This window comes from Croceicoccus estronivorus, assembly GCF_001625325.1.
GTDB classification, from domain to species: Bacteria; Pseudomonadota; Alphaproteobacteria; order Sphingomonadales; family Sphingomonadaceae; genus Caenibius; species Caenibius estronivorus.
Genome location: NZ_JRQQ01000001.1, coordinates 308,503 through 322,952 on the forward strand (window position 1 = coordinate 308,503; position 14,450 = coordinate 322,952).

A 14,450-nucleotide genomic window follows, 5' to 3' on the forward strand; every position below is an offset into this window, starting at 1 on the left:
TGTGGAAGCTGGCCAACGCGCTTCGCCGCCAGCCTCCAGACGCGAAGTTCTCAATCCATGTCGAACAGATTGCGATACTGCCTAGGTTGGGAACGCTTGTACTGATCCGGTGCCTTGACACTGGCCCCGAAATGCGCGGCCGCGTGCCAGGGCCAGCGCGGATCATACAGCATTGCACGCGCCAGCCCGACTGCATCGGCATCGCCCGTACCGACGATAGCCTCGGCCTGTTCGAATTCGGTGATGAGTCCCACCGCGATCACCGGCATGTTGACGGCCTGCCGAACTTCGCGGGCGAGCGGCACCTGGTAATTCGGCCCTACAGGGATTTTCTGCCCTGCGTGGAGGCCCCCGCTCGACACATCAATGGCTGCACAGCCTGACGCCTCCAACGCTTGTGCATAGCGCGCGGTCTGTTCGACATCCCAGCCGCCATCCATCCAATCGCTGCCCGAAACACGCAGCATGACCGGCTTTTCCGCGGGAAATGCAGTCCGCACCGCTTCGAATACCTCCAGCGGGAAACGCATCCGGTTTTCCAGGCTGCCGCCGAATTCATCCTCTCTCAGATTTGAAAGCGGCGAGAGGAACTGGTGCATCAGATAACCGTGGGCAGAGTGAACCTGCACCGCATCGAAGCCGATACGGGCGGCCCGGCTGGCGGCATCGGCAAACGCCTGACGAATGCGTGCCATCTCCTGCTTGTCCAGGGCATCCGGCGCGTTTTCCCCCTCCGCAAAAGGCACGGCACTGGGCGCCAGTGTTTGCCAGCCATTCGGACGATCCGGAGCGATCTGGGCCCCGCCATCCCAAGGCTTCGCACAGGACGCCTTTCGCCCGGCGTGGGCCAACTGGATCGCTACCGGCATGTCGCTATAGCGGCGCACACTTTCCAAAACGCGCGCCATCGCAGCCTCCGTCGCATCATCCCACAGGCCGAGATCGCCATAGCTGATGCGGCCTTCCGGCGACACCGCAGTTGCCTCCACAATCAGCATTCCCGCTCCGGACAAAGCCAGATGGCCAAGGTGCATCCGGTGCCAGTCGGTCATGCAGCCTTCTTCGGCCGAATACTGGCACATCGGTTCGATGATGATGCGGTTGCGCAATTCCAGGGGACCGATCCGGACAGGTTGGAACAGCTTGGCTCCACTCATTTTCATTGCCTCAAGAATGGTTGGCAGGAAGGAGAGCGCCTTGTGCACCTGCGAATGGATTCTTGTCCATCGCCCAAAATCGAAAAGGCCATCGGTTGGACAGCACCCCCGATCCACATCTTCTATGGCCGAATTTTCCTACAAAAAGTCCCCGGCCCCGGCCTCTGTTACAAGGCAAGGGTCCGGGGTAGTGCCATGGACTATCACCCAGTCGGGAGAGGTTTGGGGCGCAGTCCAGTTTGCCCGGGCCACCGCAGGTCACGGCCCAGGCAAGGGAAATCTAGCTGTTTGCGCGGATCAGCCTCCGCGCCTCTTCAATGGCTTGCGGTACCGTCATCGTTCCGTCCGAAATTGCCGTGCCCATTTCCAGCAAACGAGCTGAAATAACTGTGCCGGTATCGGCTTGCTCCCGGACATGAATGCCACCCTTCGAAGCAGCCGCTTGGTCCCATTCGGCGCGAACCACTGCCCAGTAATCCTTGGTTGCAGCCCAATAGGCATCCGCCGCCACCACGGGATAATCATCGGAACGGGTGTAGGTGTTGAGCACGTATTCCTGCACCACCGGCTTCAACCCGCCATCGACGGATTCCATCTTGATGTTGTCCTGCCAATGGATCCAGCCGTCCGGCGTGGGCTGATGACGATTGATGGCGTAATAACGATCATAGACGGGATTGCGCACCGCATCGCGGCGGGCCAGCGGGCGCCAGGTCCAGTTTGAGCGCCAGCGGCGGACCCCGCCTTGCGTTTCCCATTGCCCCCAACCCGCATAGCGCGGGCTGTCGTCGACCTGCCAGACAGTTTGAGACCAACGTCCATGGCGCATGGCGACGGGAACATCCTCCCACTCCCAGCTATCGGGTCCTGCATAGACAAGGATCTTTTCCGGTTCGTATTCCCAATCCTGACGCCAGTGCTTGATGACATGAGTTTGCCCGTCGTGTTCCACCACCAACAGGTGCTGCAACATGATCTTGCGCCCGGTGTCCTCGATCACACGCACGGACTCGTATCCGCCAGAAATCTTTCGCTCCAGCGGCGTGTAGCCCGCCATCCAGGGGGTCGATTCCTGCATGTCGAAGCGAACCCTGAAATTGCCCGCCATGGCGAGAATGTCAGCCCGGTCCGCGGCAAACGCATCGCTTTCCTCGTGCGCCGTGCGTTCCGCGACTGGCCCATGCGCCATGGCGGGCGAAACGGCCATGGCCATGGCCAACAGACCGCCCCCAAGTAATGTCTTGATGATTTTCATGCGATAATTTCCCCCAGATCAGAAACGGTAGCTAAGCGACGCGCTCGCATTGCGGCCCGGCCGCGTGTAGGCATCGGTGATGGAAGAGCTTGCGGCGAGGCCGCGCACATCGCTCCAGTAAGCGTATTTTTCGTTGAGCAGATTGAACACGCCCGCGCGCAGCGTCAGGGCGTCTGCCAGCCGGACAAACGCCGTGGCATCGAGGATCGTGAAACTCCCGGGCCGGTAGCAGTCGGTCACAGCACCTGAACTGTCCGTACATTCGCCTGTCCGGCCCGCGCCCTTGCGCGCGTGGTGCGTAACGATCAGTTCGCCCCCATATGCCCCGGCCGGATCGCGATAGCCGAGCCCTGCGACAAGATTGAGCGGATCGACCGAAGCCAGCGGCTGCTTGCCACCGCCCGGCAGTTTTTCATCCCCCTTGGCGTAGGCAATGGCAAAGCGGCCGGTCAGGCCGTTTTCCATTTGAAAATCGGCTTTACCCTCTATCCCTTTCACCACGACCCGGTCGACGTTGACGAATTGATAGATTGCCGGATCACTGGGAGTGAACGAGCCGGATACGACCTGCTGGTCGATGAAGTCGTCATAGTCGCCATGGAAAGCGGTCACCGACAGGGAGACATGCTTGCCCGCATAACGGACGCCGCCTTCGAAGCTCTCGCTCCGTTCAGGCCCAAGGTCGGGATTGGGGGCGGAAGTGTAACCGTAGGCCAGGTTTTCGAAGAAGTTGTTCACCTGGCTGGGTGTCGGCGCGCGGAAGCCCTGTGCGTAGTTGGCGAACAGTCGTACACCGCCGCCTAGTTTGGCCACCGCCCCGATCTTGGGCGACAGACGGGAATCCTTTTGTCCCGAGCCGGTAAATGTCGGCAGCAGCGGGTCATTTTGCGGGTCGAGATCATAGAAATCGAACCGCAGCGCCGGATACAACATCAGCCGCTCGCCCATCAGCGCAATCTCGTCGCCAATGAACACACCCCCCAGCATGAAGTCCGTGGCCGGAAAGGCACGAGTGGGGAATGTTTCCCCGGCAGGCGGCTCCACGCCGTCCCGCAAGCCTTTCTGCCGCGTCCAGCTCACATCTCCGCCAAAAGAGAGCCGATGCCCGATAGCTCCTGTGACAAAGTCACTGCGTGCTTCGGCCATCGCGCCATAGACGCGGTTCTCGAACGTATTCAAACGCTCCCGATCAGGGCGCGGGGTGGCGCTGGCAGGGGAGCGGTCTTCATCCGTGAACTGGATGTCCTTGCCATCCTGCCAATAGATTGCAGCATGGGCATAATCGACGGCGCCTTCACCACTCCACGTCCAGTCGAGAGACAGCCGTTTACGCTCGGTGGTGTCCCGTGCGCTCAGGCTGTCCACATTCCAGAGCGACATGCCGTACATTTTGTAAGGCCCCTCGCCGGTCAGGACATCGGTCCGGACCCGCGTCTTGAGGTATTCGCCTGTCAGCCGGATCTTGTGCCCGCCATCAGTCCATACGAGCTTGCCAAGCAGCGCATTGGACCAGCCATCCTGCGGATTGGGCTTGGTGCGGCTTTCGCCCGTACCACCGACAGACCCCTTGTTCTCCAGCTCCTGAAAATCGCGCCGGGTATATGCCAGCATTGCGGAAAGGTTCCCGGATCGTCCGGCCAATGCCGCCGTTTCGGCAAACTCGTTGTCATCCGAGCTGTATTGCGCCCGCGCGAAACCCCCGATGTCAGCCCCCGGCTGTATCAGGTCTTCAGGGTCGGAGGTGGTGAAGCTGACGACCCCCGAAAGCCCGTCGCTGCCGTACAATGCGGAGCCCGGCCCGCGGAGTATCTCCACCGATTTAACCAGCCCGACATCGGTATAGCCACCGCGTCCGGCATCCTGCGCACCGAATGAGAACCCTTGAGGAGAACGAATTCCATCCACCTGGATCAGGACGCGATTGCCCCCGATCCCCCGGATATTGAAATCCTCATTTCCCGCCCGCCCGGTGGTGCCAAGTGCCGCCCCGAAGCGTGTCGGGGCACGGCGCACGGTCACGCCCGGCTCGAACCGCACGAGATCCTTGATATCCGTCACCATCTGGTCCGCGATTTCCTGATCGCTTATCACTGTCACGGTTGCAGGCGCATCGACAACCTCGATGGGCGTGCGCGTCGCCGTCACAGTGATCGAGCTGAGTCGATCCACCCAATAGAGACCGTCGTTGCCTTGCGCATGGGCCGATCCCGCACAGGCCGCGAATGCCAATGCCACGCTCGCACAGGCAGGCCTGGTATGACGCATCGCGCAAAGAGTGCCCGCAGGGCGGCCTTGCGATTTCCCCATTTCCGCCCTCGCCTTGGGATCATGACCATTCGAACGATTCATAGCTTCCCCTGCTAATGATAGTGATTCTCATTAGTGTTCTAATCGAGAACGAAGGGGCACTTTGTCAACCCTTTACCGACCGATGATTGGGTGATGCCGGGGACCGAAACCTGAAAGCCGCAGGAAACCGGGGATTTGCGCATTTCCGACAGTTCGGAATCGTCTCTAATAGGTTCGTCTTCCCCTACACCGGCCTCTAATGCGCCCCGACACAGGGCCGAATTTTACGGCTCGACCATCTCAGGGGAGATAATTTTCATGCATGGGAAAATAATTTTACTGCTGTCCGTTGCAGCCACGGCACTGGCCACCCCGGCCGTTGCCCAGGAGGCTCCATCAGCCACCAGCAGCGAGTATGACAATGCCGGCGTCGGCGACATCATCGTGACTGCGCGCAAGAAGGCAGAGAACCTTCAGAACGTGCCTCTCTCGATCACCGGGATCGGGGCACAGGAAATCGCGGAACGCGATATCAGCTCGATCGGAAACATCGACAACCTTGCGCCTGCTGTGTTCATCGAAACAGCGGCAGGCCCGACGACCAGTGGCGTTGTCGCCAATATCCGCGGCATCGGCGGATCGGATGCCACGGGCGTTTCGGACTATCCCATCGCGATGTATATTGATGGTGTGTTGATGTCGCGCCCTAACGCGCTGCTGTTCGACATGGTCGATCTCGAACGGATCGAAGTCCTTCGTGGCCCGCAGGGCACTCTCTTCGGGCGCAACACCACCGGCGGCGCGATCAATATTTTCACCAAGGCACCAGCGGACGAATTCGGCCTCGAAGAAAAGGTCACTGTCGGTACCGACAACCTGTTCAAGAGCCGCACCACGCTCAACACCGGGATACTGGGTGACAGCGGGATCAGCGCCAAGGTTGCCTACTCCCACGAGGAGCAGGATGGTTACGTAAAGAACACGCTGAGCCAGGGCACCGCCGATCCCGGCGCACGCAACAGCGAATCCGGGTTCCTCGCCATTCACGGCGACGTCAGCCCGTCATTCACTTTCGACCTGCGTGCAGACGTGACTTCCGCGCGCAACGCTCCGATCTGGCAGCAGCTTGCCTACATGAACGACCTTCAGCGGGCATACTTCTCGCAATCGGAATCGCTGGGTGGTTCTCCCCTGATCGTCAGCCAGAACTATCGTGACAAGGTAACCGTGGCCAACCAGCCGCGCGGGAAACAGACCATCTGGGGCACGTCAATGACGATGCAACTGGATGTCAGCCCGGCGCTTACCCTGAAGTCGATCACCGGCTATCGCCGTTTCAAGGAAAATCAGGCGGTCAACAACTTCGGCCAGGGTGAATTGATGGGTCGTCTGACCGACGGTTCTGTCGGGCGTGTCTACATGTTCGATTATCCCGATCCCGCCCGCGCGCGCGACCGGCAGTTCTCCAGCGAGTTGCAGGCGACCGGCACTGTTTCCGATTTCGACTACGTGGTTGGGCTGTATTATCTCGACCAGAGGTACACCAGCGCCACGACGCAGCGCTTCACGCTCGTATCCGAAGTCGCGCCCGGCGACTTGCGCGGCGCCAACACGGTATTCTTCCGCGACTACGTGGCGCGCGCAAAATCCTACGCCGCTTTCACGCAGGTATCATGGAAACCGGCCTCCATCGACGGATTGGAAGTCACCGGCGGCCTGCGTTATACGCATGACAAGAAGAAGCTGTCGCAAGCCAACGTATATAACGGCTATGCACTGGCACCGGGAGAAGGCACCAACAGCTGGGACAACGTCAGCTGGCTGGCGTCAGTCACTTACCGCTTCTCGCCGGAAATCCTCGCCTATGCCCGTGCATCCACGGCCTATCGTGCGGGCGGGTTCGATGCCGGTGGCTCGGGCAACCCCAACGGCTACGATCCGGAAAAGGTGATATCGTATGAGGCTGGCCTCAAGACAGACCTGCTCGACCGCCGCCTGCGCATCAACCTGTCAGCCTACATCACTGACTACAAGGATCTGCAGATCAGCCAGTTCGTTGCGGGCAGCAGCGGCGGCAGCACCAAGACTGTAAACGCCGGCAAGGTCACTTTCAGCGGATTTGAAGCCGAGGCAACCGCCGTTCTATCCGACTTCCTGACCGTCGACGGTTCGGTCGGCTACGTTCATCCGAACTACAAGACCTACCTCTATCTCGATCCGGCTACCGATACGTTGATCAATGTGGCCGACGAGGTCCATCTGGCGCACGTCCCGACGAAAACGGCCCGGATCGGCGCGGCCTGGGATATTGCGCAGTGGGATGATACGGCGCTGTCGCTGCGGGTGGACTATTCCTACAAGAACGGTTCCTACACCTTCCCGCTCGACCGGGTGAACCCATACAATCCGTACATCAAGCACACGGCCAAGAACGAGTTGAGTGCACGCTTGACGCTGAAGGATGTGAATGTCGGCCCGAGCATGAACCTGACAATCCAAGCCTATGGGGAAAACCTGCTGAACGAGAAGCGTAGGATCGGCGCAGTAGATTTCGGTTCACTCGGTCTTGCCACGCAAACCTGGGGACCGGATCGCCGCATGGGTCTGACGGTTATCGCTTCCTATTGATCTTACCGTTCGGGATGGAGGGTTTACGTCTTCGTCCCCGCCCTGTCCCTTTCGGGTAACGATGGGCCCGCCGTCAAACGGCGGGCCCATTTCATATCTGCGCTTGCCTGACCCCACTCCCGCAGCTCACCGTTAACTCGTCGTATACACAGTAGCGTACATATAGATTTGTGCTTGTTGAGTTTTCTTGCGTGAAACCGAAATGGCCACCGGTTCGTTTCTCGCAAGGCAGCATTAATCGGCAAATTGTCGCGCGAATATTACGCCGCAACCTCTATGAGGACAGCGAGGTATATCGATGGGAGTCCGGGAGAAGTTTCTTGACGTAGAAACAGCCTCCTCTGCGGATGAGATCTTGCAGGACCTCATCACTCATTCGGCGACCGGCATCAGTCTTGGCGCATACAAGAAGGCGCTTGATCGCATTGCCAATGTCGTATGTACCGATCTTCAGGGATACATCGTCTACGCAAACGAGAATTTCTGCCAACTGAACAAATGTTCAATCTCCGATGCCGTCGGGAAAAACAACAACATCTTCAATTCCGGACTGCACGGCCCCGAATTCTTCAAGCAATTGTGGAAGACCATCAGCGCGGGCGACATCTGGCATGGTGAAGTCTGCAACAAGGCTCTGGATGGCACCCCATACTGGGTGGATATGCAGATCACCCCAAGATACGATCCCCTAGGGAAAATAATCGGCTATCTCGCCCTCTGTCTGGACATTACCGCACGCAAGGATGCCGAAGCCCGCGCGGCCGAAGAAAACCGCAAACGCCAGGAAATGGAGACACTGCTCCACGATATCGTCGAAACCCTGCCCAACGGCGTCATCGCTTTCGACAAGGACGGCAAAGCCATATTTGTCAACAGCGCGCATGAGGAAATATCTTCCGATAACACCGAACTGATAGATCTCTGCCGCCGTGCAAGTGACTGTGACCATTCCGCCTCCACCATTGATGAAAAGCGATGCAACGCCCACCTGAGCAGGGGTGAAAATCAGCATTGCAAGTGTTTCATTCAGCATTTGCCCGATGACCGGTGGGTACAGATTCAACACCGTCGTTCAACGACGGGCACACTCGTTTCGGTACAGACGGACGTTACCGATCTGAAGCATGCCGAACGGAAGATCGCCTACCAGGCAAAGCGCGACCCCCTCACCGGCATTTTCAACCGGAATACTTTCGTCGAACGCCTGAGCAAAGCCGTGACTCACAATCGCCAGACACATCAGCCCTGCGCTCTTGTCCGGATCGACCTTGACGATTTCAAGGCCATTAACGACGGCCTGGGCCACGATGCAGGGGATATTCTGCTGCGCCATATTGCCGGTTGTCTGGAGGCTTCCGTCCGGAAAACCGATACAGTGGCCCGCATCGGAGGCGATGAATTCGCGATCCTTCTGACAGGATGCTGCACAACCGCCGAAATCAGGCGCGTCATGGGCAAACTCAGCGCCGCACTGGCCGTACCCGCAGAGATCGGCCAACAAACGGTAGTGCAGACGGCCAGCATGGGCATTGCCACCTTCCCCCACGACGCCGAAAATCCCGATGAACTGATGAAGTGTGCCGACATGGCCTTGTTCCAGTGCAAGCGTGAGGGACACGGCACCTACCGGATCTATAACATGTCGATGCGGCGTCAGCGCATGCGCCGCATCAAGCTGGCCGAAGAACTGAAAAAATCACTGACAAATGACGGCTTCAAGGTCGTTCTCCAGCCTCAGCTCGATATGGCGACCGGGAAACACACCGGGTTCGAAGCACTGGTCCGGTGGAAGGTCGGCCGCAAGTGGATTCCGCCTGAGGATCTGATTTCAGTCGCGGAAGAGGCCGGGCTCATTTCGCAGCTAAGCCAAAAGATCACGGACAAGGCACTGGCCATGTTCGCACGCCTGAAACTGCGGAACCTGAATCCCGGCACGCTGGGCATCAACATCGTTGCGGCGCAATTGCACGAGCCCAACTTCGTCCGTTCACTGATCGCCGCGCTCAAGAGACACAGCATCCGCCCTGCGGAAATCGAGATCGAGGTCACTGAAAACGTTATTCTGGATCGTTCGGCAGACAGTATCGCACGAGTTTTGCAGAAGCTGCATGCCGAAGGCATTGCCATTGCGCTTGACGATTTCGGCATGGGCTATGCCTCACTGACCCACCTGAAACGGTTTCCACTCAGCCGGATCAAGATCGACCGCTCCTTCATCAATGGCATGCTGAAGGCCCAGGACGACCATGTCATCGTTCGCACGATCATCTCCCTCGCGCATAATCTCGGCCTTCAGGTCGTCGCCGAAGGCATCGAAACACACGATCAATACGTCGAACTGGAAAAACTGGGGTGTGATGCCGCACAAGGCTATCTGCTTGGTCGCCCACTGGACGAACAGGGCGCCTCCCGGCATCTGCTGCATCCCAAACTACCGTACAGAAAATCCGCAGACGTCAGCCACGGCATGAATGCCATTGGGCACAGCCGCCCCGGCGGCTCCAACCGGCCCTACCGGCGACCTAATTTAGGTCTTTTGTCACTTCTGCCACGTCGAGGGGACGAACAAGCATGAACAGGGCCGACCAGTCGTAGCGGTCCAGCCCCGCCACAGCGTCCTGTTCGGCAACCATGTGGATATCGGACCGCAGCTTCTCGAACAGGGCATGGACTCTCTTCCTGCCGAAATCGCTCAACCGGATCATGTCCGACACGTAGAGCGCGTCCTCCGCTCCAAAATCCATCGACAGGAAAAAGCCTTTGACTGTCCTTTCGAAGGCAACCGCCAAGGGGCCACCCCTGCGCCAACGTGCGGTGCGGGAAATCAGGGGGCGAAGTCTCCCTCTTGGACCAACGCTGATCAGGCCAAGCCGCCGCAATCGCTCTATATGCTGGTCCACCCGGACGGCATCAAGGCCGAACTCGTCGATCAACGACTGTCTTTGCTCACCATTCAGAACGACAAAGAAAATCAGGGCCAATTCACGATCCGCAGCCAGAAACCTCTCCTGACGCAAACTGAACCGATCCGTTTCGGGTCCCTGTGATCGTTCGACCAGGTCGCGGAAATCCAGGCCGATCGCATCACAGATTCTACTTAGCCCCACAAGCGTCAGGCCCTGTCCCCTTAACCAGCGCCACAAGGTAGGCTCCGCAACGTCGAGTTGTTTGGCCAATTCAGCCACAGTGACTCCGCTCGCCCTCAGTGTCCGACGCAATTCGAGCAGCAAATTCGCAACGGCGGGGCTTTCCGATGGGAGGTTGGCCATCTTCTATCTCTCCATGATTGTATTCTATCATTATATGATAGCATGTTTCGAAGCGCCATTGATTCATGCCCCGTGACACCACAGACATGGGCCAACGAAAACTGCTTGGGAGAAGACGCATGGCAACCACCAAGGAATATGGGCTTGGCGAATTCACCTTTCCAAGAGGGTGGTTCATGGTGGCCCGGGCAAGCGACGTCGGGGCCTCACCGATTCCCATCCGCCTCTTCGGACGTGAACTGGTGGCCTATCGCGGTGAATCCGGACGCGTCGTCGTGCTGGACGCCTATTGCCCCCATATGCAGGCGCATCTCGCCGCCGACCAGAGCTCCAGCGCCGGGGCAAACAGGATCGAGGGAGATTCAATCCGCTGCCCTTATCACAGCTGGCGCTTCGGCCCGGATGGCCGTTGCGATCACGTACCCTATTTCGATGGACGCATTCCCGAAGCGGCGAAAGTTCGCGCCTATCCCGCGGAAGAACGGTTCGGCTGCATCTTCGCCTGGCATGATCCGGAAGAAGGCGCGCCGGACTTCGCATTGCCGGAGCTTCCCGAATGGGATGATGCGGCCTGGGTCCGCTGCGAATACGACGATCTCGGCACCTTGCCAGTCCACCCTCAGGAAATCGTCGACAATCTGGTGGACACACGCCATTTCGGACCGATTCATGGTCAGCGTATGGCCTATTTCCGTTCCGTCTTCGATGGTGTCGTCGGCACGCAAATTTCCGGTGGTGGGCATGAGACCATGGCCAGCGAGGACGGTGTGATGAACGTCGATGCCAGTTATGTTGGTCCAGGCATTCTGGTTGCCCGCTATTCCGGTGAAACCGATGCAGTGCAAATCATCCTGCATACGCCGAAGGAAGACGGCGAAACGCAGATCTGGCATGGGATCATCACGCGCGGGAAAAGCGCCCCGCCTTCGGCAGAAGATCGTGCGATGCACGCGCAATATCACAAGACGGGTCTTGCGGCATTTTCACAGGATTTCGCCATCTGGAAAACCAAGGGCCCCGCGCTCAGTATCCTGCAGCTACCGACCGATGGGCCATTCCATCGCAGCCGGACATGGTATCGCCAGTTCTATAACCCCCGCTCACGCGCGATTGATTTCCAGCGTCGCGTCAACGGCGACCATGCGACACCCGGCGTAGCTCCGGCCCTGGGTCTGGCCGCGGCTGAATAAGCTTCTAATGTCTACCAACCAGCAACACACAAACGAATAGGGTGAGAATGAGCAACAAATTCCCGGAAGGCGCCGTCATCGTATTTGGCGGCAGTGGCGGCATCGGCAAGGGCGTGGCAATGGAATATGCCAAGGCCGGAACGAATGTCGCCATCGGCTACCGCTCCAAGAAGGACGTGGCCGAAGCCACCGCCGAAGCCATTCGCGCGCTGGGCGTAAATGCCAGTATCCATCAGGCCGATGTACGCAATCGTGAGGAAGTGGCAGCCGCGTTTGATGCCGCTGTTGCCGAACATGGCCGCGTGCACACCGTGCTTTGGGGCGCGGGCCCGATTGTAGCGCAAGTGAACATCGCCGACTGGACCGACGAACAGTTCCGCAACTCGATCGAGATCGAGGTCTTCGGGTTTTACAACGCCGTCAAAACCGCGATCCCGCACTTTCGCGCCAAGGGCGGCGGCTCGTTCGTTCATCTCGGCTCCGGCGGGCATGACTGGTGGCCGCATCTCGATGGGCTGTCCGTCGCGCCCAAGGCTTGCAACGAAGCTCTGATCAAGGGCATCGCCAAGGAAGAAGGCGTCCACGAAATCCGCGCCAATTCCATCCTCGTCGGGGTTATCGACGCCGGCCAGTTCAAGGTCGGTCAGGAAGAAGGCTACTTTGACGAGAATTGGGAACGTGAGGTCAAGCAGATGCTCCCGCTCAAGCGGTGGGGCAAGGCAGAGGACATCGGTAAAGCCGCTGTGTTCCTCTCCTCCGACGATGGTAATTACGTAACCGGGCAAACCATTTCGGTTGCAGGCGGCTTCGGCGTCTGAAATCCGGGCGGCCAGAGAGGCCTGAACGCTGCCGGGGGTGGACGCGCACCACCCCCGGCGGTTGTTTTATCTGCTGATGATGGATCGCTGCCGCCCGCTCGCCGATTAACGACCGGCTGCTTGCCGGGCCCAGTTAACGATTGCGCCCGTCGGCATCGCGCCAGACTGCCGAGCGACTTCCCGTCCCTTCGAAATCAGAATCAGCGTCGGGATCGAGCGAATGCCGTAACGGGCGGCAATCGCCTGTTCCGCTTCGGTATCGATCTTTCCCAGGCGGATGTGAGGTTCCAGTTGCCCCGCCGCAGCCGCGAACGCCGGGGCCATCTGTCGGCATGGTCCGCACCATGAGGCCCAGAAATCGACTAGCAAGGGCAGATCGCTCTTTACGGCATGGGCATCGAAACTGGCTGATGTAAGAGTAATGGGCTGCCCCTGAAACAGCGGCAGGCCGCATCGGCCACACTTCCCGCCAGCCCCGAGCTTGTCCACCGGGACACGGTTGGACGTCGCGCATGCTGGGCAGACAACAATCCTCGTATTCTGGGACGCCATGAATTTACCTCCTGCCCCTATTTTAGGAATGGGGAAGAGATAGTTTAAGCGGTCGACGGAAGACTTCTAGATGCTGGCCAGACGTTCGTGCAGATCAAGCCCGCTCGGCTCCTGGAATATGCGCAGGCCGAACTCGGGCATAATCGCCAGCAGGTGGTCGAATATATCGGCCTGGATAGCCTCATATTCGTCCCATGCGACCGTACTGGTAAAACAATAGATCTCCAGCGGCAGCCCTTGCGATGTCGGGGTAAGCTGGCGCACCAGCAAAGTCATATCGTCCCTGATCTGATCATGTGCCTGGAGATAGGCAAAAACATAGGCCCGGAAAGTCCCCACGTTGGTGAGCCGGCGCGCGTTCACCGGATCGCCTTCGTCGCCCAGCGCATTGTCGTTCCAGCGCCGGATTTCTTCGTCCTTGCGGGCGACATAATCATCAAGCAGCCGAAAGCGCCGCACACGCTGGATTTCATCGGGTTGGAGGAAGCGAACACTGTTCTGGTCGATCAGCAACGACCGCTTAATCCTGCGGCCGCCAGATTCCTGCATACCCCGCCAGTTCTTGTAACTCTCCGCAATCAGCCGATGCGTCGGAATCGTCGTGATCGTCTTGTCCCAGTTCTGGACCTTGACTGTATGCAGGGCGATATCGACCACATCCCCATCGGCGTTGAGTTGTGGCATCTCAATCCAATCCCCCACGCGCAGCATGTCGTTGGATCCCAACTGCACCGACGCGACCAGTGACAGAATGGTGTCCTTGAACACCAGCATCAACACCGCGGCCATTGCCCCCAAACCCGACAGCAGCAGCAGGGGGGACTGTTCCATCAACGTCGCGATAATCAGAATCGTCGCGCCACCGAACAGAACGATTTTGAGAACCTGAATATAGCCCTTGATGGGCCGGCTGCGCGCCTCGGGGCGTCGCTGGTACAATTCATTGACGTAATTGAGGCCACCACTGAGGGCGAAAGCCACGCTGAGGACTATGCAGGCGCGGGCGACGTTACGGATGACCGCAATCGCCCCCTCGGGCAGATAAGGCACGAACACGATGCCATGCGCGACAATGAGTGCCGGAATAACATTGGCAAGGCGGGCGGCCGCCTTGTCGACCGTAAGGCTGCGACGATCCAGAAATGGCGCGGCAGCGCGCAGGATCACCTTCTTGATGATGAAATTCGCCGCCGCAGCGACAAGAGCCAGTTCCACCAATCCCGTCAGGGTTTGAACCCAGAGGGGCTGGTTCGCGATATATGTCTGTATTGCTTCCATCATCCCGGCGGCAG

The 14,450-nt window shown here is 59.0% G+C and carries 10 protein-coding genes; 4 read left to right on the forward strand and 6 right to left on the reverse strand.

The window, feature by feature from the left end:
* Window positions 1-50: 50 nt before the first annotated feature.
* The 3 genes from MB02_RS01580 to MB02_RS01590 form a co-directional block, all read right to left on the reverse strand.
* Window positions 51-1,157, reverse strand: coding sequence for an NADH:flavin oxidoreductase/NADH oxidase (locus MB02_RS01580; protein WP_067532259.1), 1,107 nt, complete (start codon window positions 1,155-1,157; stop codon window positions 51-53).
* 280 nt (window positions 1,158-1,437) lie between these two features.
* Entirely contained in the window at window positions 1,438-2,412 is a 975-nt protein-coding gene (locus tag MB02_RS01585) for a DUF6607 family protein (protein WP_067531573.1), read from the reverse strand.
* A gap of 18 nt (window positions 2,413-2,430) precedes the next feature.
* Window positions 2,431-4,761: a TonB-dependent hemoglobin/transferrin/lactoferrin family receptor gene (locus tag MB02_RS01590; RefSeq protein ID WP_235829385.1), complete on the reverse strand. Its 2,331-nt coding sequence runs from the start codon at window positions 4,759-4,761 to the stop codon at window positions 2,431-2,433.
* Between the two features lie 258 nt (window positions 4,762-5,019).
* Here MB02_RS01590 and MB02_RS01595 point away from each other — a divergent pair, with 258 nt between their 5' ends.
* A complete protein-coding gene (locus MB02_RS01595; RefSeq protein WP_067531576.1) occupies window positions 5,020-7,329 on the forward strand; it encodes a TonB-dependent receptor in 2,310 nt (769 codons plus the stop codon).
* A gap of 355 nt (window positions 7,330-7,684) precedes the next feature.
* Window positions 7,685-9,904, forward strand: a complete 2,220-nt coding sequence (locus MB02_RS01600) for an EAL domain-containing protein (RefSeq protein WP_170304600.1) — start codon at window positions 7,685-7,687, stop codon at window positions 9,902-9,904.
* Here the strand turns inward: MB02_RS01600 and MB02_RS01605 are convergent.
* Complete coding sequence (locus tag MB02_RS01605; protein ID WP_082825895.1) at window positions 9,852-10,598, reverse strand: helix-turn-helix domain-containing protein; 747 nt, start codon at window positions 10,596-10,598, stop codon at window positions 9,852-9,854. The two genes, MB02_RS01600 and MB02_RS01605, sit on opposite strands and share 53 nt — an antisense overlap.
* Before the next feature lie 119 nt (window positions 10,599-10,717).
* Here MB02_RS01605 and MB02_RS01610 point away from each other — a divergent pair, with 119 nt between their 5' ends.
* Window positions 10,718-11,788, forward strand: a complete 1,071-nt coding sequence (locus MB02_RS01610) for a Rieske 2Fe-2S domain-containing protein (protein WP_067531583.1) — start codon at window positions 10,718-10,720, stop codon at window positions 11,786-11,788.
* Between the two features lie 47 nt (window positions 11,789-11,835).
* Window positions 11,836-12,606, forward strand: a complete 771-nt coding sequence (locus tag MB02_RS01615) for an SDR family NAD(P)-dependent oxidoreductase (RefSeq protein ID WP_067531585.1) — start codon at window positions 11,836-11,838, stop codon at window positions 12,604-12,606.
* Window positions 12,607-12,711: 105 nt separating this feature from the next.
* Here the strand turns inward: MB02_RS01615 and trxC are convergent, their stop codons facing one another.
* Both trxC and MB02_RS01625 read right to left on the reverse strand, forming a co-directional pair.
* Complete coding sequence (gene trxC, locus MB02_RS01620; RefSeq protein ID WP_067531588.1) at window positions 12,712-13,158, reverse strand: thioredoxin TrxC; 447 nt, start codon at window positions 13,156-13,158, stop codon at window positions 12,712-12,714.
* 66 nt (window positions 13,159-13,224) lie between these two features.
* Window positions 13,225-14,436: a mechanosensitive ion channel family protein gene (locus MB02_RS01625; RefSeq protein WP_407919323.1), complete on the reverse strand. Its 1,212-nt coding sequence runs from the start codon at window positions 14,434-14,436 to the stop codon at window positions 13,225-13,227.
* Window positions 14,437-14,450: the final 14 nt, after the last annotated feature.